The organism is Streptomyces sp. NPDC048496, from assembly GCF_043200055.1.
Lineage (GTDB): Bacteria > Actinomycetota > Actinomycetes > Streptomycetales > Streptomycetaceae > Streptomyces.
In genome coordinates this window covers 32,894-57,393 of record NZ_JBICXB010000038.1, presented here as the reverse complement: position 1 = coordinate 57,393, position 24,500 = coordinate 32,894, and the positions used below count along the sequence as shown (strand labels likewise).

20 protein-coding genes and 2 pseudogenes are annotated in these 24,500 nt (G+C 70.1%); 14 read left to right on the top strand and 8 right to left on the bottom strand.

Translation table 11 applies throughout. The annotated features are described in order from the left end of the window. Window positions 1-63: 63 nt before the first annotated feature. Complete coding sequence (locus ACGFSA_RS26990; RefSeq protein WP_393308465.1) at window positions 64-480, bottom strand: SsgA family sporulation/cell division regulator; 417 nt, start codon at window positions 478-480, stop codon at window positions 64-66. A gap of 220 nt (window positions 481-700) precedes the next feature. On the opposite strand from ACGFSA_RS26990, the gene ACGFSA_RS26985 reads away from it, so the two are divergent. From ACGFSA_RS26985 to mmpA, 3 genes are all read left to right on the top strand, one after another. Beyond that, window positions 701-1,768 (top strand): WD40/YVTN/BNR-like repeat-containing protein, encoded by a 1,068-nt coding sequence (locus ACGFSA_RS26985; RefSeq protein WP_393308463.1) that lies wholly within the window; start codon window positions 701-703, stop codon window positions 1,766-1,768. Window positions 1,769-1,856: 88 nt separating this feature from the next. Next, on the top strand, window positions 1,857-2,534 hold the full coding sequence (locus tag ACGFSA_RS26980; RefSeq protein WP_393308461.1) for an endonuclease V: 678 nt from the start codon (window positions 1,857-1,859) through the stop codon (window positions 2,532-2,534). 97 nt (window positions 2,535-2,631) lie between these two features. Continuing rightward, a complete protein-coding gene (gene mmpA, locus ACGFSA_RS26975) occupies window positions 2,632-2,775 on the top strand; it encodes a morphogenic membrane protein MmpA (RefSeq protein WP_393308459.1) in 144 nt (47 codons plus the stop codon). Between the two features lie 45 nt (window positions 2,776-2,820). Here the strand turns inward: mmpA and ACGFSA_RS26970 are convergent, their stop codons facing one another. Continuing rightward, window positions 2,821-4,011 (bottom strand): saccharopine dehydrogenase family protein, encoded by a 1,191-nt coding sequence (locus ACGFSA_RS26970; RefSeq protein WP_393308457.1) that lies wholly within the window; start codon window positions 4,009-4,011, stop codon window positions 2,821-2,823. Between the two features lie 204 nt (window positions 4,012-4,215). Between ACGFSA_RS26970 and ACGFSA_RS26965 the strand changes: the two genes are divergently transcribed. The 6 genes from ACGFSA_RS26965 (at window position 4,216) to thrS (ending at window position 11,565) form a co-directional block, all read left to right on the top strand. Then, window positions 4,216-5,358: a CaiB/BaiF CoA transferase family protein gene (locus tag ACGFSA_RS26965; protein WP_393308455.1), complete on the top strand. Its 1,143-nt coding sequence runs from the start codon at window positions 4,216-4,218 to the stop codon at window positions 5,356-5,358. After that, complete coding sequence (locus ACGFSA_RS26960) at window positions 5,358-5,486, top strand: hypothetical protein (protein ID WP_393308453.1); 129 nt, start codon at window positions 5,358-5,360, stop codon at window positions 5,484-5,486. The genes ACGFSA_RS26965 and ACGFSA_RS26960 overlap by 1 nt, the downstream gene beginning before the upstream one ends. Window positions 5,487-5,496: 10 nt before the next feature. After that, window positions 5,497-6,639, top strand: a complete 1,143-nt coding sequence (locus ACGFSA_RS26955; protein WP_393308451.1) for an acyl-CoA dehydrogenase family protein — start codon at window positions 5,497-5,499, stop codon at window positions 6,637-6,639. A 36-nt stretch (window positions 6,640-6,675) separates the two neighbouring features. Further along, window positions 6,676-7,890 (top strand): acetyl-CoA C-acetyltransferase, encoded by a 1,215-nt coding sequence (locus tag ACGFSA_RS26950; RefSeq protein ID WP_393308449.1) that lies wholly within the window; start codon window positions 6,676-6,678, stop codon window positions 7,888-7,890. Between the two features lie 38 nt (window positions 7,891-7,928). Further along, window positions 7,929-10,100, top strand: a complete 2,172-nt coding sequence (locus ACGFSA_RS26945; RefSeq protein WP_393308447.1) for a 3-hydroxyacyl-CoA dehydrogenase NAD-binding domain-containing protein — start codon at window positions 7,929-7,931, stop codon at window positions 10,098-10,100. Window positions 10,101-10,239: 139 nt separating this feature from the next. Continuing rightward, entirely contained in the window at window positions 10,240-11,565 is a 1,326-nt protein-coding gene (gene thrS, locus ACGFSA_RS26940; RefSeq protein ID WP_393308445.1) for a threonine--tRNA ligase, read from the top strand. A gap of 41 nt (window positions 11,566-11,606) precedes the next feature. Here the strand turns inward: thrS and ACGFSA_RS26935 are convergent, their stop codons facing one another. Both ACGFSA_RS26935 and ACGFSA_RS26930 read right to left on the bottom strand, forming a co-directional pair. Beyond that, entirely contained in the window at window positions 11,607-12,338 is a 732-nt protein-coding gene (locus ACGFSA_RS26935) for a MerR family transcriptional regulator (RefSeq protein WP_393308443.1), read from the bottom strand. A gap of 256 nt (window positions 12,339-12,594) precedes the next feature. Next, window positions 12,595-13,820: pseudogene (locus tag ACGFSA_RS26930) on the bottom strand (SpoIIE family protein phosphatase). A gap of 563 nt (window positions 13,821-14,383) precedes the next feature. Here ACGFSA_RS26930 and ACGFSA_RS26925 point away from each other — a divergent pair. Then, window positions 14,384-15,277 (top strand): oxygenase MpaB family protein, encoded by an 894-nt coding sequence (locus ACGFSA_RS26925; protein ID WP_393308441.1) that lies wholly within the window; start codon window positions 14,384-14,386, stop codon window positions 15,275-15,277. Window positions 15,278-15,383: 106 nt separating this feature from the next. Here the strand turns inward: ACGFSA_RS26925 and ACGFSA_RS26920 are convergent, their stop codons facing one another. Continuing rightward, entirely contained in the window at window positions 15,384-16,868 is a 1,485-nt protein-coding gene (locus ACGFSA_RS26920; protein WP_393308439.1) for a M1 family metallopeptidase, read from the bottom strand. Between the two features lie 201 nt (window positions 16,869-17,069). Between ACGFSA_RS26920 and ACGFSA_RS26915 the strand changes: the two genes are divergently transcribed. Both ACGFSA_RS26915 and ACGFSA_RS26910 read left to right on the top strand, forming a co-directional pair. Beyond that, window positions 17,070-19,049, top strand: coding sequence for a Xaa-Pro dipeptidyl-peptidase (locus ACGFSA_RS26915; protein ID WP_393308437.1), 1,980 nt, complete (start codon window positions 17,070-17,072; stop codon window positions 19,047-19,049). Beyond that, window positions 19,046-20,338 (top strand): M14 family metallocarboxypeptidase, encoded by a 1,293-nt coding sequence (locus ACGFSA_RS26910; RefSeq protein WP_393308435.1) that lies wholly within the window; start codon window positions 19,046-19,048, stop codon window positions 20,336-20,338. Before ACGFSA_RS26915 ends, ACGFSA_RS26910 begins: the two co-directional genes overlap by 4 nt. Window positions 20,339-21,002: 664 nt before the next feature. Here the strand turns inward: ACGFSA_RS26910 and ACGFSA_RS26905 are convergent. After that, window positions 21,003-21,428: pseudogene (locus ACGFSA_RS26905) on the bottom strand (ATP-binding protein); the annotation flags it as partial. Window positions 21,429-21,539: 111 nt separating this feature from the next. Here ACGFSA_RS26905 and ACGFSA_RS26900 point away from each other — a divergent pair. Beyond that, window positions 21,540-22,064: an NUDIX domain-containing protein gene (locus ACGFSA_RS26900; protein WP_393308433.1), complete on the top strand. Its 525-nt coding sequence runs from the start codon at window positions 21,540-21,542 to the stop codon at window positions 22,062-22,064. Here ACGFSA_RS26900 and ACGFSA_RS26895 read toward each other — a convergent pair. Next, window positions 22,058-22,486 carry a DUF6262 family protein gene (locus tag ACGFSA_RS26895; RefSeq protein WP_393308431.1) on the bottom strand — a complete coding sequence of 143 codons (429 nt, stop codon included), beginning with the start codon at window positions 22,484-22,486 and terminating at the stop codon, window positions 22,058-22,060. The two genes, ACGFSA_RS26900 and ACGFSA_RS26895, sit on opposite strands and share 7 nt — an antisense overlap. Here ACGFSA_RS26895 and ACGFSA_RS26890 point away from each other — a divergent pair. Continuing rightward, complete coding sequence (locus tag ACGFSA_RS26890) at window positions 22,485-23,078, top strand: recombinase family protein (protein ID WP_393308429.1); 594 nt, start codon at window positions 22,485-22,487, stop codon at window positions 23,076-23,078. The two genes, ACGFSA_RS26895 and ACGFSA_RS26890, sit on opposite strands and share 2 nt — an antisense overlap. Window positions 23,079-23,210: 132 nt before the next feature. Here the strand turns inward: ACGFSA_RS26890 and ACGFSA_RS26885 are convergent, their stop codons facing one another. Then, a complete protein-coding gene (locus tag ACGFSA_RS26885; RefSeq protein ID WP_393308427.1) occupies window positions 23,211-24,446 on the bottom strand; it encodes a CynX/NimT family MFS transporter in 1,236 nt (411 codons plus the stop codon). Window positions 24,447-24,500 lie beyond the last annotated feature (54 nt).

Sequence of the window (24,500 nt, the reverse complement as noted above, 5' to 3'; positions counted from 1 at the left end):
GCCGCGAAGCCGCCCCCGGGCTGTGCGAGCCGTTGGCCATCGGCAAGGAAGGACTGACCGGGCTCAGCACGCTCCGCCGAGCAGGTCCGTCAGACTCCGGTCGAGATCCAGGAACCGGTGCTCCTGCCCCGACGGGACCAGTTCCTCGGCGCGCCCGAGGAAGCGACGCAGCTCCGCGGTGTGGACATGCACCATGGCGATGCCCTCGGCGGCATGGAACTCCAGGACCGTACGGTCGTAGCCGAACGGCCTGATCCGTACGTCCCCGACCCCGGCCGCTCCTTCCATTCCTGCCGCCAGCAGTTCGCGGGAGAACTCCCAGGACACCTCGGTGCCCTCCAGGGTTGCCGGGGCAGGGAAAGCCATGCGCACGGCGAACGGATCCCTGCAGTCGTACTGCAAGGTGGCGGGAAGGGTCTCCATCCGCGGCGCGGATGCGACCATGCGGGCCTGCACGGACTGCTCGATAACGGTGGACAAGACCTGCTCCCTCTTGCGGCCAGATGAACGGTTCCCGGCACTGGCAGAGACGACGGAACTTCCCGATCCGTGCTCGGGCGAGGGAGTGAGCTGCGTCACCGCACCGCACCGCACTCCCTTCGATGCGCGTGCCCGCGCGGCGGCGGCGCACTCTGGACGGCGTAGTGCCCGTGGGCTAGCTTCCTGCGCCATGAGGCCCAAGGGGAAGACGACACGACTGATGGCATGGGGACTGTGCGGGGCGGCGCTGACCGCGGCACTTGTCACGCCGGCAGCGCAGGCAGCGCCGGGGGAGCGGCACGGACCCGGCGACCGGACAGGCTGGACACTCACGGAGACGGGAACCGACGCCCGCTTCCGCGGCCTCTCCGCCGTCAGCCGGCGCACCGCCTGGGCCGCGGGCTCGAAGGGAACGGTGCTGCGCACCTCCGACGGCGGCCGTCACTGGCGCGACGTGTCGCCGGCGGGAGCGGCGGAGGCGGCACTGGAATTCCGTGACATCGAGGCGTTCGACGCGCGGCGTGCGGTGGCGCTGGCCATCGGTGAGGGCGAGGCGTCGCGGGTGTTCCGTACGGACGACGGTGGAGCGACGTGGACCGAGTCCTTCCGCAATACCGATGCCCGTGCCTTCTACGACTGCCTCACCTTCTTCGACAGCCGCCACGGGCTCGCCATGAGCGATCCGGTCGACGGCAGGTACCGGATCCTGTCCACCGCGGACGGCGGCCGCAGCTGGAACGTACTGCCCACAGCGGGCATGCCGGCCGCCCAGGCGGGCGAGGCGGGCTTCGCCGCCAGCGGCCAGTGCCTGGTCAGCTCGGGGCCGAAGGACGTCTGGCTGGCGACCGGCGGGGCGGCCACCGCACGGGTGCTGCACTCCGCCGACCGGGGGCTGACCTGGACGGCCACCGAATCGACGATCCCGGCCGGGGACCCGGCCCGCGGCGTCTTCGGTCTCGCCTTCCGCGACCGTACGCACGGCATTGCCGTCGGCGGCGACTACCGTGCCGGCCAGGCCTCTCCGGACGCCGCGGCCGTCACGGGCGACGGAGGCCGGACCTGGCAGCGGTCCACCACCCCGCCGACCGCCTACCGTTCCGGCGTCTCCTGGGTCCCGCACACCCGCTCCACGGCACTCGCCGTCGGGCCGACCGGGACGGACCTGACGACGGACGGTGGCCGCACCTGGCGCACCGTCGACACGGGTTCGTACGACACCGTGGACTGCACGCAGGACGGCGGCTGCTGGGCGGCGGGGGAGAAGGGGCGGATCGCCCGGATGAACTAGTGCCGTGACCGGCAGAGCTGGCCGGGAGGGCACTGCAACCAGGCTCATCGAGGGAGGACTGGACGGGACTTCTAAGCTGGAAGGCACTATGACGACGCTCCGCACGCCGGCCGACGCAGCCGAAGCCCGCGCCATCCAGGACACTCTCCGCGCCCGCGTGGTGCTGGACGAGCCGGGACCGCCGCCCGGCACCGGACGGGTGACCGGTGTGGACGTCGCCTACGACGACGAGCGCGACCTCGTCGTGGCGGCGGCGGTCGTGCTCGACGCGGCCACCCTCGACGTCGTCGCCGAGGCCACCGCCACCGGCCGGGTGACCTTCCCGTACGTCCCGGGGCTGCTCGCCTTCCGGGAGATACCGACCGTGCTGGCCGCGCTGGAATCCCTCCCGGTCGACCCCGGCCTCGTCGTCTGCGACGGCTACGGCAGGGCGCACCCGCGCCGGTTCGGGCTCGCCAGCCACCTCGGCGTCCTCACCGGGCTGCCGGTCATCGGCGTCGCCAAGAACCCGTTCACCTTCACGTACGAACAGCCGGGTCCCCGGCGCGGCGACTTCTCCCCGCTCGTCGACGGGGACGAGGAGGTGGGCCGGGCGCTGCGCACCCAGGACGGCACCAAGCCGGTGTACGTGTCCGTCGGCCACCGGACCGGTCTGGACAACGCCTGCGCGCACACACTCCTGCTGGCCAGGGACTTCCGCCAGCCGGAGACCACCCGCAGGGCCGACGCACTCTGCGGGCGGGTCCTCCGGGAGGCGACCGCCTGAGCGTCCGACGGAGCCCGTGTCCGAGTACGCCCGCGTCCGAGTATCTGAGTATGTGTACGGATACCACTTGCCGATCATGAACGGCACGCTGGTGCGTATGACCGATCATCGAACGTCCACACGTGCCGGAACCGTCTACGTCGCCCAGCGGCGCGTCGCCATAGGGATGACTCTCGGTGTCCTTGCCGGGGTCGTCTGGACGGTCTCGATGATCTGCACGCTCGCGTCCTGGATGTTCTGACGCCGGGACGGCCCGCCGACCGCGGCCGTCCCGGCGCGAATCCGCTCAGCGCGTCGCCGCGACCCGGAAGCGCAGCCCGGCCCCGCGGAGCCGCTCCAGCAGTGCGTCGCCCATCGCGACGGCCGTGGTGACCTGCCCGGATGTCGGCGGGAGTTCGTCGAGGGCGAGGCAGAGCGCGGACTGGGCGAGGATCTTCGCCGTCTCGTCGTAGCCGGGGTCGCCGCCGGAGACCTCGGTGAAGATCCGGCGTCCGCCGCCTTCCCCGACGAACCGCACCGTGAACCAGCTCCGCTTCCGGCGCTCCGCGTCCGGGCCCTCACCCGGCTCGTACCGGTCCATCAGCCAGCTGCGCGCGGCGGGCAGCTGCGCGGCGCCCACGAGGGCGCCGATCGCGGCCGTGCCACCCAGCGCCATCGGCAGCGTCTTCACCGAGGCGAAGTGGCGGTAGCGGAAGTCGGGGCCGTACCGCGCGAGCGCCCGCGCCGAGCGCTCGATGACCTGCGGGTCCAGAGTCGGCAGGGGCAGCGCCCAGGTGCCGGTCTCGGCGCTGAAGTGCGGGGTGCCGAAGCGGGCGCGGGCGCGGCGTCCGACCAGGCGCGGTTCGTGCAGCCGGCGCTCCTGCGCGGCGCGCAGCATCTGCGGGCCGCGACCCATCGCGGTGAGCGCCGAGGCGAACGTACCGCCGGAGAAGACGGCGTTGCTGCGGACGAACCCGTCGATGGTCAGCGGCACGTCCCGCGGCAGCTGCTGGACGGTGAAGTAGACGCCGAGGTCGTGCGGTACGGAATCGAAGCCGCAGGCGTGCACGAGCCGCGCCCCGGTCTCGCGGGCCCGCGCATCGTGCTCCAGAAACATCAGGTCCACGAACTCCGCCTCGCCGGCCAGGTCCGTGTAGTCCGTCCCTGCCTCCGCGCAGGCGGCGACCAGTTGCTCGCCGTACCAGACGTAGGGGCCCACGGTGGTGGCCACCACGTGGGCCGATTCGGCGAGTACGCGCAGTGAACCGGGGTCGTCGGCGTCGGCATGCACCAGCGGAAGGTCCGCGCAGCGCGGATCGATGGCGGCCAGGCGTTCGCGCAGCTTCTGCAGCTTGGCCGGGCTGCGGCCGGCCAGCGCCCAGCGGCAGCCGTCGGGTGCGTGGGCGGCGAGATATTCGGCGGTGAGGACACCCACGAAGCCGGTGGCGCCGAAGAGGACTATGTCATAGGGGCGTTGCGCCCCGTTCTGCCTGTTCACGAGTGCCTCCGCAGGGGCCGGCGCCGATGTAGCAGGCAGAGGTTAGCGGAGGGGTTCGTGGCGGTGTACAGGTGGGCGGCGCTCGTGGGGGAGGATCCTCAAGCAACAACTAAGCGCTTGCTCGGCCAAAAGGGTTGTGCGGAGCGCGGAGCATTCTTAGCATCGTCGCTGTTACATCAGTTGTGTCACACCGCTGGGGGTTCGATGGCAACGACAGAGCACGGCCCGCTGGCGGGTGTGCGCGTGGTCGAGCTGGCGGGCATCGGCCCCGGCCCGTTCGCCGCGATGCTGCTGGCCGACCTCGGCGCCGACGTCGTCAGGGTCGACCGGCCCGGCGGCGCGGGGCTCGGCATCGACCCCGCGTACGACCTCACCAACCGCAACAAACGCTCGGTGCTCGTCGACCTCAAGGCCGAGGACGGCCCGGACCGCGTCCTGGACCTGGTCGAACGCGCCGACATCCTGATCGAGGGCTACCGGCCGGGCGTCGCCGAGCGCCTCGGCGTCGGCCCCGACGCCTGCCTGGCACGCAACCCGCGGCTCGTGTACGGGCGGATGACCGGCTGGGGCCAGGACGGGCCGCTCGCCGAACGGGCCGGGCACGACATCGCGTACATCGCCCTCACCGGCACCCTCGCCATGATCGGCAAGCCCGGCGAGCCGCCCACCGTCCCCGCCAATCTGGTCGGCGACTACGCGGGCGGCTCGCTCTACCTCGTCGTCGGCGTCCTCGCCGCCCTCCAGTACGCCCGCACTCCCGGCGGCGCGGGCCAGGTCGTGGACGCGGCGATCGTCGACGGCGCCGCCCATCTCGCCACGATGATCCACGGGATGCTGGCAGCCGGCGGCTGGCAGGACCGGCGCGGCTCCAACCTCCTGGACGGCGGCTGCCCGTTCTACGGGTCGTACGAGACCTCCGACGGCCAGTACATGGCGGTCGGCCCGCTGGAGCAGCAGTTCTACGACGAGTTCATCAAGCTCCTCGGCATCGAGGACCGGGCCCCGGACCGCAGGGATTTCACCCGCTGGGAGGAGCTGCGCAGGGTCGTCGCCGACCGGTTCAGGACCCGGACGCGCGCGGAGTGGACCGAGGTCTTCGAAGCCACGGACGCGTGTGTGGCCCCGGTCCTGTCGCTCCGCGAGGCCCCGCACCACCCGCACCTCGCGGCCCGTTCCACCTTCGTCGAACACAGCGGCCTGACCCAGCCCGCCCCCGCACCCCGCTTCTCCGCCACCCCCGTCTCCGTGCGCAGCGGACCCGCGCGGCCCGGCGCGGACACCGAGGGCGTCGCCCGGGACTGGGACGTACCGTGCATCCACCGGCCCCGGAAGGACCCCACCGACTGATGGAACTCTCCCTGCCGCTGAACTACGCGGGCGACCCGCGCGAGGCCTCCGGCGTCACCATGCTCAACGTCATCCCGGCCGGTCCCGACCCGGCCCGGCTGATCTCCACCGTCAAGAACTGGCTCTAGGGGGCCCGCAGTGCAGCGGCAGATCTTCACCGAGGAGCACGACGCGTTCCGCGAGACCGTCCGGACCTTCCTGACCAAGGAAGTCCTTCCGCACTACGAGCAGTGGGAGAAGGACGGCATCGTCTCGCGCGAGGCCTGGCTCGCGGCCGGCCGACAGGGACTGCTCGGTTTCGCCGTGCCCGAGGAGTACGGGGGCGGCGGCACCACCGACTTCCGCTACAGCGCCGTCCTCGCCGAGGAGTTCACCCGGGCCGGCACCCCCGGGCTCGCGCTCGGCCTGCACAACGACGTCATCGGCCCCTACCTCACCGGCCTTGCCACCGAGGAGCAGAAGCGGCGCTGGCTGCCCGGCTTCTGCAGCGGCGAGATCATCACCGCCATCGCGATGACCGAACCCGGCGCCGGCTCCGACCTCCAGGGCATCCGCACCACCGCCGAGGACAGGGGCGACCACTGGCTGATCAACGGCTCCAAGACGTTCATCTCCAACGGCATCCTCGCCGACCTGGTGATCGTCGTGGCGAAGACCACCGCGGAGGGCGGCGCGAAGGGGCTCTCGCTGATCGTCGTCGAACGCGGTGCGGACGGCTTCGAGCGGGGCCGCAACCTCGACAAGATCGGCCAGAAGTCCCAGGACACGGCCGAGCTGTTCTTCAACGACGTCCGCGTCCCCAAGGAGAACCTGCTCGGTGAGCGCGACGGCGCGTTCATCCACCTGATGACCAATCTGGCGCAGGAGCGGATGGGCATAGCGGTCGCCGGCATCGCCGCCGCCGAGTACCTCCTGGAGATCACCACCCAGTACGTGAAGGAGCGCGAGGCCTTCGGGCGGCCGCTCTCCAAGCTCCAGCACATCCGCTTCGAGATCGCCGAGATGGCCACCGAGTGCACCGTGACCCGGGCCTTCCTCGACCGGTGCATCGTCGACCACTCGGACGGGAAGCTCGACGCCGTGCACGCGTCGATGGCCAAGTGGTGGGCCACCGAACTGCAGAAGCGCGTCGCCGACCGCTGCCTCCAGCTCCACGGCGGCTACGGCTACATGACGGAATACCGGGTCGCCAGGGCGTTCACCGACGGCCGCATCCAGACCATCTACGGCGGTACGACCGAGATCATGAAGGAGATCATCGGCCGCTCGCTGCTTGCCTGACCCCTGACGATCGACCACCCTCGAAAGGCTGCTGTCTTGAGTACCGAAGCGTTTGTCTACGACGCGATCCGCACCCCGCGCGGCCGCGGCAAGGCCAATGGCGCCCTGCACGGCACCAAGCCGATCGACCTCGTCGTCGGCCTCATCCACGAAATGCGCAGCCGCTTCCCGGGCCTGGACCCGGCCGCCATCGACGACATCGTCCTCGGCGTGGTCAGCCCGCTCGGCGACCAGGGCTCCGACATCGCCCGGATCGCCGCCATCGCCGCCGGACTCCCGGACTCGGTGGCGGGCGTCCAGGAGAACCGGTTCTGTGCCTCCGGTCTGGAAGCTGTCAACCTGGCTGCCGCGAAGGTCCGTTCGGGCTGGGAGGATCTGATCCTCGCGGGCGGTGTCGAGTCGATGTCCCGGGTGCCGATGGGCTCCGACGGCGGCGCCTGGGCGATGGACCCGATGACCAGCTACGAGACCGGCTTCGCCCCGCAGGGTGTCGGCGCCGACCTCATCGCCACCATCGAGGGCTTCTCGCGCCGCGACGTCGACGAGTTCGCCGCGCTCTCCCAGGAGCGGGCCGCCGAGGCCTGGAAGGACGGCCGCTTCGCGCGCTCCGTCGTCCCGGTCAAGGACCGCAACGGCCTTGTCGTCCTCGACCACGACGAGCACATGCGCCCCGGCACCACCGCCGACTCGCTGGCCGCGCTGAAGCCCTCGTTCGCCACCATCGGCGAGCTGGGCGGCTTCGACGCCGTGGCGCTGCAGAAGTACCACTGGGTCGAGAAGATCGACCACGTCCACCACGCGGGCAACTCCTCCGGCATCGTGGACGGCGCCGCTCTCGTCGCCATCGGCAACAAGGAGACCGGCGAGCGGTACGGACTCACGCCGCGTGCCCGGATCGTCTCCGCCGCGGTCTCCGGCTCCGAGCCGACGATCATGCTGACCGGCCCCGCGCCCGCCACCCGCAAGGCCCTCGCCAAGGCCGGACTCACCATCGATGACATCGACCTCGTCGAGATCAATGAGGCGTTCGCCGGTGTCGTGCTGCGCTTCGCCCGGGACATGGGGCTCTCCCTCGACAAGATCAACGTCAACGGCGGCGCCATCGCGCTCGGCCACCCGCTCGGCGCCACCGGCGCGATGATCCTCGGCACGCTCATCGACGAACTGGAGCGTCAGGACAAGCGGTACGGCCTCGCCACCCTCTGCGTCGGCGGCGGCATGGGCATCGCCACCGTCATCGAGCGTCTCTGACCGTCCCCGGCCACCCCTTGCTTACGGAGAACACAGCAATGACCGAGAGCACGACCATCCGCTGGGAACAGGACGAGACCGGCGTCGTCACCCTCGTACTCGACGACCCCAACCAGTCCGCCAACACGATGAACCAGGCCTTCAAGGACTCCATCGCGGCCATCGCCGACCGCGCGGAAGCCGAGAAGGACTCCATCCGCGGCATCATCTTCACCTCCGCCAAGAAGACCTTCTTCGCGGGCGGCGACCTCAAGGACATGATCAAGGTCGGTCCCGAGAACGCCCAGGACGCCTTCGACGTCGGGACCGCCATCAAGAACTCGCTGCGCCGCATCGAGACCCTCGGCATCCCCGTAGTCGCCGCCATCAACGGCGCGGCCCTCGGCGGCGGTTACGAGATCGCGCTCGCCTCCCACCACCGCGTCGCCCTCGACGCGCCCGGCTCCCGCATCGGCCTGCCCGAGGTCACCCTCGGCCTGCTGCCCGCGGGCGGCGGCGTCACCCGCACCGTACGCCTCATGGGCGTCGCCGACGCGCTGCTGAAGGTCCTCCTCCAGGGCACCCAGTACACCCCGAAGCGCGCCCTGGAGAACGGCCTCGTCCACGAGGTGGCGGCCACGCCCGAAGAGATGCTCGACAAGGCCCGCGCCTTCATCGACGCCCACCCCGAGTCCCAGCAGCCCTGGGACGTCAAGGGCTACCGGATCCCCGGCGGCACCCCGTCGAACCCGAAGTTCGCGGCCAACCTGCCCGCCTTCCCGGCCAACCTGAAGAAGCAGCTCGCGGGCGCCCCCATGCCCGCGCCCCGCAACATCCTGGCCACCGCCGTCGAGGGCTCCCAGGTCGACTTCGAGACCGCGCTGACCATCGAGGCCCGGTACTTCACCGAGCTCGTCACCGGCCAGATCTCGAAGAACATGATCCAGGCGTTCTTCTTCGACCTCCAGGCCGTCAACTCCGGCGCCAACCGCCCCAAGGGCATCGCGGAGCGCCAGGTCACCAAGGTCGCCGTCCTCGGCGCCGGGATGATGGGCGCCGGGATCGCGTACTCCTGCGCCCGCGCCGGCATCGACGTCGTCCTCAAGGACGTCTCCACGGAGGCGGCCGCCAAGGGCAAGGCATACAGCGAGAAGCTCCTCGCCAAGGCGCTCTCCCGGGGCCGCACGACCGAGGCGAAGCGCGACGAACTGCTGGCCCGCATCACTGCGACCGGCGACCCGGCCGATCTGGCGGGCTGCGACGCCGTCATCGAGGCGGTCTTCGAGGACACCGCGCTCAAGCACAAGGTGTTCCAGGAGATCCAGGAGATCATCGAGCCCGACGCGCTGCTCTGCTCCAACACCTCGACCCTGCCGATCACGGTCCTCGCCAAGGGCGTCACGCGCCCCGCCGACTTCATCGGCCTGCACTTCTTCTCGCCCGTCGACAAGATGCCGCTGGTCGAGATCATCAAGGGCGAGCAGACCGGCGACGAGGCACTGGCACGCGCCTTCGACCTGGTCCGCCGGATCCAGAAGACGCCGATCGTCGTCAACGACTCGCGCGGCTTCTTCACCTCGCGCGTCATCGGCCAGTTCATCAACGAGGGCGTCGCCATGGTCGGCGAGGGCGTCGAGCCCGCGTCGGTCGAGCAGGCCGCGGCGCAGTCCGGCTACCCGGCCAAGGTCCTCTCGCTGATGGACGAGCTGACGCTGACCCTGCCGCGCAAGATCCGCAACGAGACGAAGCGCGCGGTCGAGGAGGCGGGCGGCACCTGGGCCGGGCACCCCGCGGACGCGGTCATCGACCGGATGGTCGACGAGTTCGGACGCACCGGACGCAGCGGCGGCGCGGGCTTCTACGACTACGACGAGGACGGCAAGCGGGCCGGGCTGTGGCCGGGGCTGCGCACGCACTTCACCAGGACGGATGCCGATGTCCCGTTCGAGGACATGAAGGAGCGGATGCTCTTCTCCGAGGCACTGGACAGCGTCCACTGCCTGGAGGAGAACGTCCTCATCTCGGTCGCCGACGCCAACATCGGCTCCATCATGGGCATCGGCTTCCCGCCGTGGACCGGAGGCGTGCTCCAGTACATCAACGGGTACGAGGGCGGCCTGCCCGGCTTCGTGGCGCGCGCCCGGGAACTCGCCGAGAAGTACGGCGACCGGTTCCTGCCGCCCGCGCTGCTGGTGGAGAAGGCCGAGAAGGGCGAGACCTTCCACGACTGACCGGCGCCCCCCGCGGACCACGTACCGGCCGGAGGCTGCGCCATCCGCACCCTCCGGGCGGAAAAAACCGGGTGGACAGCGGGACACCCTGCTAGCGTCAGCGCCATGAAGCGCGCTGCGATGACGACGACGCCGGAGAGTGTCCCGGCGCGCTGACCGATGTCTCAGTCCGAAGCCCCGGGGCGAGTGCCCCGGGGCTTCGGCTTGTGGTCACTCGCCCGATGACCACGAGGAGACCGCCATGCACGACCACCGCAAGCTCGGCCGCGAGCTGGGCCTTTTCGACACCGACCCGCTGATCGGCGCGGGACTTCCCTACTGGCTGCCCGACGGGGCGACCGTGCGGCATACCCTGGAGGAGTACATCCGCGCCGCCGAGCGGCGGGCCGGCTACCGCCATGTGTACTCGCCGGTACTGGGCAAGCGGGAGCTGTACGAGATCTCCGGGCACTGGTCGCACTACAGCGACGACATGTTCCCGCCGATGGACCTGGGCTCGGAACAGGTCGTCCTGCGGCCGAGTCTCTGCCCCCACCACGCGGTGATCTACCGCTCCCGCTCCCACAGCTACCGCGAGCTGCCGCTGCGCATGGCCGAACTGGGCGGCATGTACCGCTCCGAACTCTCCGGCGTGCTCGGCGGGCTGACCCGCGTCCGCGCCATCCAGCTGAACGACGCGCACATCTTCTGCACCCTGGAGCAGGTCGCCGGCGAGGCACGGGACGCCCTGGAGATGATCCGCAGCGCGTACGAGGCGCTGGGCATCCGCCCGGCCCGCTACCGGCTCTCCCTCCCCGGCCCCGGCGGCAAGTACGTGGCCGCGCCCGAGAAGTGGCAGCGGTCCACCGCCCTGCTCACCGAGGTACTCGACCGCTCCGGCCTGCCGTACGACTCGGCGGAGGGCGAGGCCGCGTTCTACGGCCCGAAGATCGACGTCCAGGTCACCGATGGTGCGGGCAGGGAATCCACCCTGTCCACCGTCCAGGTCGACTTCCACCAGCCCGAGCAGTTCGACCTGCACTACATCGGCGCGGACGGTGCGAAACACCGGCCGGTCATGGTCCACCGCAGCATCATCGGCAGCGTGGAGCGGGCCGTCGCCCATCTCATCGAACAACACGGCGGCGCGTTTCCGGCCTGGCTCGCCCCGACCCAGCTGGCGATCCTGCCGATCTCCGAGGCGGAACTGCCGAACGCCGTCGCGCTGGCCGCGCGCTGCACCGAGCGCGGGCTGCGGGCCGAGATCGCCGGGCCGGAACGCGGCACCCTGGGCGCCCGCATCCGGGAGGACCGCCTGGTGCCGTATCAAGCGGTGATCGGAGCGAAGGAAGCCGTCGACGACCTCGTCGCCGTACGGCTGCGCGACGGACACCGCCTCGACCCGCAACCCGCCGACGTCTTCCTCGAACGGATCGGCGCGCTCATCGACGCCCACAGCACCAAGCTGTGGGAGGACGCCTCATAACGGACCGTCCACCGGCAGTGAGCCCCTGTCCGCGGCGGGGCTCACTCCGCCGTGAAGGCCGCCCGCAGCTCTTCCTTGAGCGACCGCTGGAACGCGGTCACCAGCGCCTGCAGCACCATCGGCTGCATATGGGCCGACAGCGACTTCATCGCCGCCACCTGCTCCGGGTCCGACTCCCGCTCCCGGTACGGATTCCACACCTCGTCCCGGAACAGCCGCGTCAGCTCGTGCGCGGCGGAACGGGTGTGCTCCAGCAGCACCGTGCGGGCCGCGAGTATCGTCTCGTGCGCGATCGGTACGTCGAGCAGCTCGACGCCGAGACGCAGCAGCCCGGGGTCGACCCGGTAGCTGCCGGCCGCCGCCTCCGCGCGATCCAGAACGCCCATCGCGGCCAGCCGGTCGATGTCCCCTTCGGTCAGCGCCCGTCCCGCCCGCCGCTCCAGCTCCGCCCGGGTCGTGTGCTCCGCCGAGTCCGGCGCCCAGGACGCCACCAGCGCCCGGTGGATGGCCAGGTCGTGCGCGCTCAGATCGGGCGGAAGCTGCTCCAGATAGCGTTCGATCGCGGCCAGGGTCATGCCCTGGTGCTGAAGCTCCTCGATCAGCGCCAGCCGCGAGAGGTGCTCGTGCCCGTAGCGACCGATCCGGCGCGGTCCGATCACCGGCGGCGGCAGGAGCCCCCGCGTGCTGTAGAAACGCACGGTGCGTACGGTGACTCCGGCGCGCGCCGCCAGCTCGTCGACGGTGAGCGTCGGCTCCTCGGTTTCGGTCGCCATGTCTGCTCCTCGCTGCTGACCGCTGGGCACTGCTGTCCTCGGTCGCGGCTGTACGTGGGCACGGCCGCATCCGTTGCATCAATCCGGTTCAACAGTATTGCTGTCTCACCACTGTTGTGAAAGCGTCCGGCAGCATCGCATGCAACTCCTCTGCTGTGTCGATGCGGGAAGTCGAGCAGCGTCTTCGCGACAAGAGCACAGAGCAGCTGCGGGACCTGGGCGAGTGTGCGACTCCTGCGCACCGAACACGCCGTCGTCACAGCTCTGTGTCAGGCCAAAGATCCAACAGGTTGTCGCAGAGGCCTGCACCGGTTTCCGCTGCGGCGACGTGAAGGGGTTGTTCGGTCCAGATGACCTTGCCGCGCGTGCCGTACCGGGTGCCCCAGCGCTGGGCGTACTGGGCGACGAGGAACAGGCCGCGGCCGCTCTCGTCGGTGGTGACCGCCCGGCGCAGGTGGGGGGAGGTGCTGGAGCCGTCGGCGACCTCGCAGATCAGCTGGTTGCGGTCGTGCAGCAGGCGGAGCCTGATGGGCTGGGTGCCGTACCGGATGGCGTTGGTGACCAGCTCGCTGACGATCAGCTCGGTGGTGAAGGCCACCTGGTCCAGGCCCCAGGTCTCCAGCCGGCCGGTGACGTCGGCGCGCATCCGGGAGACGGCTGCGGGGTCGGAGGGAACGTCCCAGTCGGCGACCCGTTCCGCGTCCAGCAGCCGCGTGCGGGGCGACCAGCAGGGCGATGTCGTCGCTGGGGCGCTCGGGCGTCAGTGCGTCGAAGACCGCCTGGCAGATCTGTTCCGGGCTGCGGTCGGGGTGGGACAGGACATCGCGGAGGAGTCCCAGGCCGGCGTCGAGGTCCTGGTGGCGATTCTCGATCAGTCCGTCGGTGTAGAGGACCAGTCGGCTGCCCTCCGGCAGCTGCAATGCGGCGGTTTCGAACGGGAGGCTGCCACCCAGACCCGAGAGGCGGGGAGACGGGGACATAGGGGAAGGTGACAGTGCCATCGGGGTGGATGAGGGCGGGACCCGGGTGACCGGCGCGGGCGATGTTGCACACCCCGGAGACCGGATCGTAGATCACGTACAGACAGGTGGCGCCGGTGACGCCTTCGCCCTCACCTTCGCCGGCAACCGAGCCGTCAGGCCTGAAGACGGGGACCTCCGCGAACACGCTGAGGCCCAGCGGGGTCACCTCGGTGTCCGTGAGGGTCTTGCCCCTCACCGCCTGCTTGTAGAGATCGGCCTTGACGACATGTTTCCCGATCTTGTGCGGGTCGGGGTGGGTGTATCGGATACCGTCCGTGCTGATGATAACGATGCTGTCGACGCCGGACCGCTCCCGGGCCCTCTCGGTGCGCGGCTGCAGCACCGCGGTCGGATCGTGGCTGTCCAGCGCCTCCACGATCCCTGGGGAGTTCGCGAACGCTTCGGCGACGGCAAGCGTCCGGTCGCGGGCCTTCTCCGTGCCTTGGCGCCGGGCCTGCACCGCCAGCGCCACCACCGTCGCGGCGACGAGCAACACCACGACCGCCAGCTGCAGAAGGAACACCTGGCCGGCGACGCTCCGCGGGCTCAGCAGGGAGCGCAGGCGCCGCCCCCGCGAGGGGTGTGGGACCTCCCGCCCGCCCCCCGGACGCGTTCGCTGCCCCGTTCCCGGACGCGGAACCTCACGCCGACTCCGCGCACGCCAACCAGCGAACAGACGGGAGGACGCTACCGAGGCTCGGCGGAAACAACTGAGCACATCCGTGGATCCAGTGTTGCCGATCGCCGGGAGGAAACCGGTGCGCCGCAAGGCGAACGGCGGCGGTCGGATCCCTTGACCGCGCAGTTGTTGGCGGCCAGTCCGCCGATGGTGCACGCGGACTCGCTGGCCGGGTCGGGACCCGTACACCGCTGCCGCCGCGGCCGAGAGCACTCCGGAAGCCCGTGCCCTTCTGATCACCGGCCCGCCGCCCCTGCCGCTCGCCGGTTCGCCCACGATCGCATACTGGAACACACACCAGCCGGGCACCGGCCCGCACGCCACCGACCGCTGGGAGCACCCGCATGAGCAGCGAAGCACCCCGGGACAGGGATCGGGAGCGGTATCCCGATCCGCCGCCGCCCGGCGGAGTGCTGTGGAGCCTCGCCGGGGACGTCCGCGCCCTGCTGATGCTCCCCGCGGCCCTCACCCTCCAGGTCGCGCACCCCGCGGTCGGCGCGGGCGTCGACGAGCACTCGGTGTTCCGTACGGACCCGTGGGGGCGCGGCGAGCGGTCCCTGCGCTCGCTCCTCCTCTGGGTGTACGGGGGCGAGGAAGCAGCCGAGGAGGGGCGCAGGCTGCGGAAGCTGCATCGCACCATCCAGGGCGCGGACAGCCGAGGGCGCCGCTATCACGCGCTGTCACCGGAGAACTACGCATGGGTGCACGCCACCGGCTTCCCCGTCTACCGGCACGCCACGCGCTATCTCGTTCGCCCCCTCACCGAGGCGCAGGAACGGGCCCTGTACCGGGAATGGCTTCAGGTCGGCCGGGTCCTCGGCATCCACGACCGGGACATGCCGCAGTCGATCGAGGAGTTCTGGCCGTACTACCGCAAGATGCTCGCCGACCAGATCGAGGCGACCGTCGTCGTCGAGGAGCTGGTCGCCACCGACCGGCCGGTACCGCCGCCGGACCGGGGCCCGCTGCCCGTCAGACTGCTGCTCAAGGCACTGTGGCCGCTTGTGCTCCCGCCGCTGGCCCGGTTCCGTAGGTTCATCACCATCGGGCTGATGCCGCCGGACGCGCGCGAGGCGATCGGACTGGAGTGGACGGACGCGCAGGAGCGGAAGCTGCGGCGGTTCTGCGGTGTCGTCCGGGTCGTGGTGCCCGTGCTTCCCGAGCGGTTGCGCTATCTGCGGTTCGCCCGCGAGGCGCGGGCGGAGCACCGCAGGGCGGTCCGGGGCGCTTCTCACTGAAGGTCCTCGGGAGTGGACGGGCGGCGTGGTCGGTGCCGCCCGTCAGGCCTCCGCTCGTGCGCACGGGAACCGGCCGCGAGCGGTCTGGGCCGGCGGCCCCTGAGGATCAGCCCCGGTCGTGGATCGTGTTCGTCGCGGCGATCTTCTTCCAGGAGGCGGGCTGCCCGGCGCTCCGCGCGGTCCGTGCCGCGCCCCACGCCGGAGCCTCCGGCCGCGACGGCTGGTACAGCCAGGTGTCGAAGAACCTGGCGAGCGGCGTGCCCGACACCCGCTCCGCGTACGTCACGAAGTCGCTCACCTTCGCGTTCCCGTAGGCATGCTCGGCCGGCCAGCCCTTCAGCAGCGCGAAGAAGGTCTCGTCACCCAGTTTGTTCCGCAGCGCCTGGAGGGCCAGCGCCCCACGGTCGTAGACGGCCCCGTGGAACTGGTTGTCCGGACCCGGGTCTCCCGGCTTCACCGTCCAGAACGCGTCGTCCGCCGGATGGAGGGCGTACGTGTAGTCCGCCAGTTCCTGCGCCGTTCCCTCGCCCTCCTTCTCCGACCACAGCCACTGGCTGTACCGGGCGAAGCCCTCATTGATCCAGATGTCCTTCCAGCCGTCGACGGACACGCTGTCGCCGTACCACTGGTGCGCCAGCTCATGGACGACCACCGAGACATTCGCGCCATTGGCGAACTGCTTCGGGCTGTAGAACGGCCGGGTCTGCGTCTCCAGAGCGAAACCGCTGGTCACATTGGGCACGTAGCCGCCGAGGGCGTTGAACGGATACGGACCGAAGACATCCGTGAGCCACTCGGCGACCTCGGTGGTCCGCTCGACGCTGGCGCGCGCCGCCCCGTCGTTGTCGCCGAGGTCCTTGCTGTACGCGTTGAGGACCGGCAGCCCGTCCGCCGTCGTGTCCCTGGTGATGTCGAACTTGCCGATCGCGAGCGTCGCCAGATACGTGGCCTGCGGCTTGTTGGAGCGCCAGTTGAAGCGCGTCCAGCCGAGTTTCGAACTCTGCGACTGCAGCACGCCGTTGCTGATCGCCTGGGTCCCGTCCGGGACGGACACCGACACGTCGTACGTAGCCTTGTCCAACGGGTGGTCATTGCTGGGGAACCACCACACGGCCGACTCGGGCTCCTGCGCGGCCACACCGCCGTCCGGGGTACGGGCCCAGGCGGTCCAGCCGCCGATCTTCAGTTCGGACGGCTTCCCGGCGTACCGCACGACCACCGAGAGGGCCCGGCCCTTCGCCAGGGTGCCGGCCGGCGTGATCTCCAGTTCCTGGGTTCCGCTCTTCGCGTACTTCGCCGTCTTCCCGTTCACCCGCACCTCGGAGACGTCGAGCCCGAAGTCGAGGTCGAAGCGCGAGAGATCCTGGGTGGGGGTGGCGAGGATCGTCGCCGTGCCCTCCAGGAGATCGGTCGCGGGCTGATACTTCAGCCGCAGGTCGTAGTGGGACACGTCGTAGCCGCCGTTGCCACTGGCCGGGTAATAGGGGTCGCCGATACCCGGGGCGCCCGCGGTGCCTTGGGCGGCCGATGCCGGGACCGCCAGCAGCAGGAAGGCCGCGAGTGCGCTCGGGACGATGAGTCTGCGGTGCACGAATGCTCCAAGTCTTCGGGGCGGATGATCTTTCCGACCGGTCTTTCGACTCTATTCAGCGTTCCCCGGTCTGGTCGTGTCCATGGCCACTCCTGTCACACGATCGCCATTCGGCCGACATGACACCTTGACTGTCCTTCCGTCACATCGGCGTGCGATCGCCCTCTGTCGCACAGGAGTTGACCGGGGTACCTTCCGCAGATGCCGATACGTGCGCGGGGCACCCGCTTGACGTACAGATCCTTGGTGGTGGCGGCCTCGGCCGCCCTGATGACCGTCCTGCTCTCGCCGGCAGGTGCACAGGGCTCGAGCCCGCGGGAGAGCAGACCCGTCTACTCGTACGGGAACGCCGTCCGTGAGTCCGTCTGGGTGGACACGGGCCTGGACGGAGACGGAAACGGGAAGAGCGACCGCGTCGCCGTCGACATCGTCCGGCCGCGCGAACCCGCACAACAGGGCCGCAAGATACCCGTGATCATGGACGCCAGCCCCTACTACTCGTGCTGCGGGCGGGGCAACGAGAGCCAGTTGAAGACGTACGACGCCAACGGCGACCCCGTCCAGTTCCCGCTCTACTACGACAACTACTTCGTCCCGCGCGGCTACGCCTTCGTCGCCGTGGATTTGGCCGGTACCAATCGCTCCGACGGCTGCGTCGACCTCGGCGGCCGCTCCGACATCCAGTCGGCGACAGCCGTCATCGACTGGCTGAACGGCCGGGCCCGCGGCTACACCACCCGCACCGGCACCGAACGCACCTCGGCAGGCTGGTCCAACGGCCGCACCGGCATGATCGGCAAGAGCTACGACGGCACCATCGCCAACGGTGTGGCGGCGACCGGCGTCGACGGGCTGCGGACCATCGTCCCGATCGGTTCCATCTCCTCCTGGTACGACTACTACTTCGCCCAGGGCGCCCCCCTCTACGACGGTGGTCCCGAATGGCTCTCCGACTATGTCGAGAGCCCCGGGGCGCGGGCGCGCTGCGCGGCCGTGCAGCAGAAACTCGTCGACGAGGCGCCCCGTACCGGCGACTGGACGAATCTCTGGAGCGAGCGCGACTACGTGAAGGACGCCCGCAAGGTGAAGGCAAGCGTCTTTGCCGTGCACGGGATGCAGGACCTCAACGTCCGCACCAAGCACCTCGGCCAGTGGTGGGACGCCCTTGCCGCGCAGGGTGTGGAGCGCAAGATCTGGCTCTCTCAGACCGGTCATGTCGACCCGTTCGACTACCGGCGCGCCGAGTGGGTCGACACGCTGCACCGCTGGTTCGACCACTACCTCCTCGGTTACGACAACGGCATCGACCACGCACCGATGGCCGACATCGAACGCCACCCCGACGAGTGGTCCACCGACAAGGTCTGGCCGCCGCGCACCACCGCCGCCACCACCGTGCACCCCGGCACCGGCACCGAACCCGGTGTCGGCACCCTCACCCGGAGGACCGCCCGGCCCGGCGCCACCGAGACGTTCACCGACGACCCGAAGCAGAGCGAGACGGACTGGGCCGCCGACCTGGACCGGTCGACGGGCGCCAAAGCCGGGTTCCTCACCGCGCCGCTCGCCCACGACCTGCGGCTCTCCGGCTCGTCGAAGGTGACCGTCACCGCGACCCCGACCACCTCGACCGCCCATCTCTCGGCCGTCCTCGTCGATGTCGGCCCCGACACCATCCGGGACTACGGCGCATCCGGCGAAGGCATCACAACCCTCACCGACCGCACCTGCTGGGGTGCGAGCACGGCCGGCGACAGCTCCTGCTTCAAGAAGACAACGGCCAGGACCGCCGCGGTCGACCGGACCGTCTTCAGCCGCGGCTGGGCCGACCTCGGTACGTACGCCTCCGCAGGCAAGGGCCGCCCGCTCACCCCGGGCAAGCGCTACACGATCACGGTCGATCTGGCCGCGAGCGATCACGTGGTGCCGGCCGGACACCGCCTCGCCCTGATCGTCGCGGGCACCGACCAGGACCTCATCGACCCGCCGGCCTCCACCCCCACGCTCACCCTCGATCTGGGCCGCACGTCCGCGAAGCTGCCGTTCGTCGGCGGCGCCGCAGCGTTCGTACGCGCCACCGCGGGCCCCGCGCACGCGACAGCCACCCCCCACGCATCCCGTCCCGAAGGCGTGGCACCGCCGCGTCCCGCACACCGCATCCCGGGAGGCAGCCGCTCATGACGCCCCGTATCCCGCTCCTCCGCAACCTCGCCATCGCCGTTGCCGCGACGGCGCTGGCCGTCCCCCTGGCCGCCGCGCCGGCCGAGGCCGCGCACACCCCGCCCCGTACCGGCTTCGAAACCAGCAACGGGGCCCACTGGACCGGCCAGCCCGAGGAGCAGTCCTTCCTCGCCGCCGTCGACCGGGGCAGCGACCGGGTCTCCGTCGACCGGATCGGCACGACGAAACAGGGCCGCCCGCTCCAGCTCGTCCGCATCGGCAACCACCGCACCGCGGCCACCACGGTCCTGCTGATCTGCAGTCAGCACGGCAACGAGCCGTCCGGCCGCGAGGCGTGTCTGACCACCATTCGCGATCTCGCGTACGCAGACGACCGGGCGACCCGCACCTTCCTCTCGCACACCGACGTCCTCGTGGTGCCCACCGCCAACCCCGACGGGCGCGCCGCGAACACCCGGGGCAATTCCGACGGCGTCGACATCAACCGCGACCACATCGCCCTGCAGACCGCCGAGGCGCGCGCCATGGCAGCGGTCATCCGCGACCGGAAGCCGGAGGTGATCTACGACCTGCACGAGTACGGTGCCACCCCGCCGTACTACGACAAGGACCTGTTCGTCCTCTGGCCCCGCAACCTCAACGCCACCGACCGGGTGCACAACGAATCGCGGACCCTCGCGGAACAGTACGTGCGGCCCACCGCCAAGGACGCCGGCTACAGCAGCGGTCTCTACGGGATCTGGACCGACCCGGTCACCGGAGACCCGATCAAGCAGACGGCGGGCGACGGGCAGGAGCGCATCCTGCGCAACACCTCGGGCATCAAGCACGCGGTGGGCCTGCTCATCGAGTCCCGCGTCGATGCGCTCACCGACGCCGAGAAGGCCGACCCGGCCCTCAACAGCCGGCGTCGCGTCGACTCACAACTCGTCGCGCTCGACGGTCTGTTCCGCTTCGCCGACGAACGACGCGGTGCCATCCGCGCCGCCAGCGCCGCGTCCCGCGCGGCCGGGTACGCCGACCGCGGTCCCGTCTACCTCGGGGGCGCGGACAACGAACCGGCCGAACCTGTCGAGATCCTCCAGGACCCGCCGTGCGGCTACCGCCTGAGCGCGGCCCAGTTCGCCGACGTCAAGGACGAACTCGCCCTGCACGGCGTCACCTCCCGGCCCGACGGTGACGGAGCGTACGTACCGTTGCGGCAGTCGGCCCGGAACCTGATTCCGCTCCTCCTGGACGAGCAGGCGACCTATCACCTCACAAGTGGTCAAGCCGATACGACTTGTTGATGCCGTGAACCATGCGATGCGTGTGGCACTGCTTTGTAAGACCGACCGGCACATGGGGGGTGGGAGAAGGAGCGGGGCTGGGTGCGTGCAGCTGCAAGGCGGAGGATTGAGACATGGCGGAGCCATGGTGATTGACGAAAACGCGGCAGATGTGCGTGCCCAGCCCCCCGACGCCGCCCCCCATGTGCCGGTCGGTCTAAGTTCGATCCCTGGCGCTCTGCTCGCCGCCCGTCCGGCCGTCCTACTGTCGTGCCGGGTCGCTCATGGGTGCCGCTGTACGCCGTTGTTGATGTCAGCCATCGATGTCAGGATCGGAACATCTGCGGGTACGGGCACGGCTTTAGAGGATCGTCGGGACAGTCCGCCCACTTTCACCAGGCGTGCCGACCTGGGCACCGCCACAGAAATGGGCAGACTCGCTTGCCGTCGCCACCCCTCCGGAACAGGACGAAGCCGCCGGACCGCATCGGCGTGTCACACTCGGGACAACTGGGCGAGGACTCAGAGGGCATGTGTGCACCGTACCTAGCTGCCTGGCCCGTCCAAGACCTGAGCCTTTGTCAAGGGACAGTTCGATCTCCCCGCTGGCGGACAACTGGTCTCCCCGCTGGTGGACGTCAGAGATCCCTAGGTGGACAGCTTTTCTCCCCGGTGAGTGGGGCCAGTTCAGGGGAACGACGCCGCCTTTGGTGGTGGCCTCGTTGAGGCGGTGGCTGTCACCCTGGGTGATGACGACGTGGGCGTGGTGAAGGAGCCGGTCGACGGTCGCGGTCGCGAGGGTCTTGGGCATGATCTCGTCGAAGCCGGCCGGGTGGAGGTTGCTGCTGACGGCCAGACTGCGTCGTTCGTAGGCAGCATCGACCAGGCGGTAGAAGCCTTCTGCGGCGTCCGGGGAGATCGGTAGGAGGGCGATATCGACGATGATCAAGTCGGTGCGGGTGATGCGGGCGACGGCTTTGGCCACGGAGTCGTCGACGCGGTGACGCCGGACCAGGGCCCCGAGGTCTTCGATGGTGAACCAGGTGACGGTCATCCCGGCATCGACGGCGGCTTGTCCGAGGGCTTCGCAGAAGTGGGATTTTCCGGTCCCCGGCGTTATCGAGGGTTCGGTTCGAGATTCGGCATATTGCCGCTGGGTGGGACCTTCATGAGATTGATGTGACGTGGCTGCGTTGTCAGTGCAGCCTCGTATGTTGGCCCGATGAATCAGAAGGTGGTCGATGAGCGGGCCGTCGAAGCGGCGGTGAACGACGCTGAACAGGCGATAGCCGAGTTCGACGGGGCCTGCCGGTGGCTGACTGCTGCCCGGCGGGGACCGATGGAGCCTCTTGCAGCCGAGGTCTGGGTGTTCGACAAGAATCTTGCCCGGGTGGTGTTGGTGAAGCACCGTTGGCGGGGTTGGGTTCCTCCGGGCGGGAAGGTCGAGGCCGGGGAGACACCGCGCGAGGGCGCCATCCGGGAGCTTTTCGAGGAGACGGGCCTTCGGGTGGAACTGCTGCCTGAGCCGGCAGCGGTTGCGGTTCGCTCCTATCACCCGGACTTGCCGGTCACGCTCGGGCTGTCGTATGCCGCCGTCGTTGATGCAGCGGCCTCGTTTGTTCCGGAAGCCGGGCAGCCGGTGGCTTGGAAGAGGTTGGACGAAGGATGGGAGAGCTGTTTTCCCGATGATCTATCCCGAATCCGTGAGCATGCCACGTGGTTGGCTGATCGGGTGGGCCGTCACTGAGGGGATGCTGCGACTCCTCCGCGGCGGGCGAGTTCGCGGCGAAGGTCGAGATTCTCGCCGTGGGCTTGTTCGAGCGCGTCTCGCAGAGCCTGTACTTCTTCGCGGTGCTGCTTCTTCAGGCGGGTGATCTGGCTGGTCAGCGCGAGGATGAGAGTACTCTGCTCGTTGGCCGCAGGCGCCGGTGCGGGAACGGGCCGGGCCTGGGCCCGGAGTCGTTCGATGCGTCCTCGCAGGTCGGGGTGGTTATAGAGGAAGGCGTGGGAGACGCCGGCCTCGCGCTGGACGGCTTGGAAGGTGATCAGTTCACCGCGTTTGACCAGGGTGCGGATCGCCTTCTCTGCCGCGCCGGTCTTGGCCTGGGACTTGGCCTTCGCGGCGGCGGCAAGGGTCTGGGTGCGCTTGGCGCGAGCCTCGTCGGTCATGGGCGGGTCCCGCGACCTGCTGGTCTGCGCGGAAGGAATCTTCGAGCAGGGCATCGGGGCAATCGGCCGCCGCGTCCTGTCTGCGCTGTTGCCCGCCCGGCGGTCTCGCGTCAGCGCCCGCAAGGTGAAGTCGCCCATCTCGCGCTACGCGGAACGGAAACTGGACGGCCGTCCTGACAGCAGCGGCGCTACCGCACCGAGCAGCAAGATGGTCAGGACCGGCCGGGCGGCCACGAGAGGCAAGCATCAGCGGAGTCCTGACCGCAAAGTCTCCTTGCCGGCCGGCCGCATCGACTCGCGAGTGTCGGCAGACGACCCGTCTGCCGACACCGGGGGCACGATCACGAACCCGCAGGCGGGCAGTGTCGGCAACTTACCTCGGGAATCAACGTCGATGAACGGTCCGGCCGATGGGTTCCGGCACATGCTCGTCGGCTACTGCCGCACATCGACGGCCGACCAACACTCGGATCATCAGGTAGAAGCCCTACTCCGCCAAGGAGTGCAACGCGACAACAGCCATGTCGACGTCGCCGCCGGCGCGAAGGCGTCCCGGCCGGAGCTCGACCGCGTCATCGCAGTTGCCGCGTGAGGGCGACACCTTGAGGGTGACCCGCCTTGACCGACTCTCCCGCCCGATGCCGCACCCGGTGACTCTCGGCGCCAAGTTGACACACTCCCGCGTCCTCGGTGTGCCGCGTCGGCCCCGCACCCCGCGCAGCGATCAACGTCCGGTTGACGCGCTATGTTCGGCCGCTGGAGCGGCGAGTTCGGGCCCCGGCCTCCGCGTGGGGGCCACCGTGCCGCGCCCGGCCACCAGGGCCGCTACCGTCTGGGCGGCCGCGACGACGACCATTAGCAGGAGCGGTGCCCTCCAACCGGAGCTGAGCGAGTGGAGGAGGCCGAAGACCACCGGCCCGACGGCCGCCAGCAGATAGCCGACGGACTGCGCCATCGCGGACAGCCCGCCGGCCGAGGCCGCGTCCTGGGCCCGCAGGCTGATGAACGCCAGGGCGAGCACCAGGCAGGCGCCGCCGCCGAGGCCGAGGACCACAGTCCACAGCAGTGCCCACCGAGGCTCCGCGAAGAGGCCGATATAGCCGACCAGCAGGACCACGGAACAGGCCGTCGCCAACCCCCTCTGGTCCCGCGCCCAGCGCATCGCCCGGGGCACCGCCAGGCTGGTCAGCACGGCGACGACCTGGAACCCGAAGAGCAGCCAGCCGGCCGTCGCCGGGCTGACCCCGTTGTCCTGGAGAACCTGCGGCAGCCAGGTCATGACGACATAGAAGCCCAGCGACTGCAGTCCCATGAAGGCAGTGACCGCCCAGGCCAGTCCGGAGCTCCAGGGCAGCTGCTGCCCGCTCCGCGCCGGCCCGGCCGGCCCGGAAGTCCGCATCTGCGGCAGCCACACCAGCACCGACACCAGGGCGAAGACCACCCAGAAGCCCAGCGCGGTGTGCCAGCCACCGGGAGCGGCCTCGGCGATCGGCACCGCCACTCCGGAGGCCAGCGCTGCCACCCCTCCCATCACCATGGCGTAGGCGCTGGTCAGCAGGCCGACCTTGGACGGGAAGTCGCGCTTGATGAGGCTCGGCAGCAGTACATTGCCCACCGCGATGCCCGCGCCGATCAGCACGGTGCCGATGAACAGGCCTGCCGCCGTGGGGATCCATCGGACCGCGATGCCGATTGTCAGCACCATTAGCGCGCCGCCGAGGAGCCGTTCCTCCCCCCACCGCGTGGCCAGCCTTGGCACCAGCGGCGACAGGGCCGCGAACGCCAGCAACGGCAGCGTGTTCAGCAGGCCCGCGGCGGCCGGAGCCAGGCCCAGGTCGGACTGCACGCGGTTCAAGAGGGGCCCGACACCGGTCAGACTCGCCCGAAGGTTGGCGGCCACCACGAGCAGCCCCCACAACAACAGCACTTGACCAGCGCGTCGCGTCGACGTGTTCTCCATGCCTTGAGCATCGGCCGGCGGGACGGCGGGTATCCAGATCCTCCTCAGGCTAGC

Excerpts from the sequence above, each read along its gene's own strand:
- ACGFSA_RS26945 (WP_393308447.1), top strand. The coding sequence starts at position 7,929 with ATGACCGAGAGCACGACCATCCGCTGGGAACAGGACGAGACCGGCGTC.
- ACGFSA_RS26980 (WP_393308461.1), top strand. The coding sequence starts at position 1,857 with ATGACGACGCTCCGCACGCCGGCCGACGCAGCCGAAGCCCGCGCCATC.
- ACGFSA_RS26885 (WP_393308427.1), bottom strand. The coding sequence starts at position 24,446 with ATGGAGAACACGTCGACGCGACGCGCTGGTCAAGTGCTGTTGTTGTGG.
- ACGFSA_RS26935 (WP_393308443.1), bottom strand. The coding sequence starts at position 12,338 with ATGGCGACCGAAACCGAGGAGCCGACGCTCACCGTCGACGAGCTGGCG.
- ACGFSA_RS26985 (WP_393308463.1), top strand. The coding sequence starts at position 701 with ATGGCATGGGGACTGTGCGGGGCGGCGCTGACCGCGGCACTTGTCACG.
- ACGFSA_RS26915 (WP_393308437.1), top strand. The coding sequence starts at position 17,070 with ATGCCGATACGTGCGCGGGGCACCCGCTTGACGTACAGATCCTTGGTG.
- ACGFSA_RS26925 (WP_393308441.1), top strand. The coding sequence starts at position 14,384 with ATGAGCAGCGAAGCACCCCGGGACAGGGATCGGGAGCGGTATCCCGAT.
- ACGFSA_RS26895 (WP_393308431.1), bottom strand. The coding sequence starts at position 22,486 with ATGACCGACGAGGCTCGCGCCAAGCGCACCCAGACCCTTGCCGCCGCC.
- ACGFSA_RS26960 (WP_393308453.1), top strand. The coding sequence starts at position 5,358 with ATGGAACTCTCCCTGCCGCTGAACTACGCGGGCGACCCGCGCGAGGCC.
- ACGFSA_RS26965 (WP_393308455.1), top strand. The coding sequence starts at position 4,216 with ATGGCAACGACAGAGCACGGCCCGCTGGCGGGTGTGCGCGTGGTCGAG.
- ACGFSA_RS26910 (WP_393308435.1), top strand. The coding sequence starts at position 19,046 with ATGACGCCCCGTATCCCGCTCCTCCGCAACCTCGCCATCGCCGTTGCC.
- ACGFSA_RS26890 (WP_393308429.1), top strand. The coding sequence starts at position 22,485 with ATGGGCGGGTCCCGCGACCTGCTGGTCTGCGCGGAAGGAATCTTCGAG.
- mmpA (WP_393308459.1), top strand. The coding sequence starts at position 2,632 with ATGACCGATCATCGAACGTCCACACGTGCCGGAACCGTCTACGTCGCC.
- ACGFSA_RS26900 (WP_393308433.1), top strand. The coding sequence starts at position 21,540 with ATGAATCAGAAGGTGGTCGATGAGCGGGCCGTCGAAGCGGCGGTGAAC.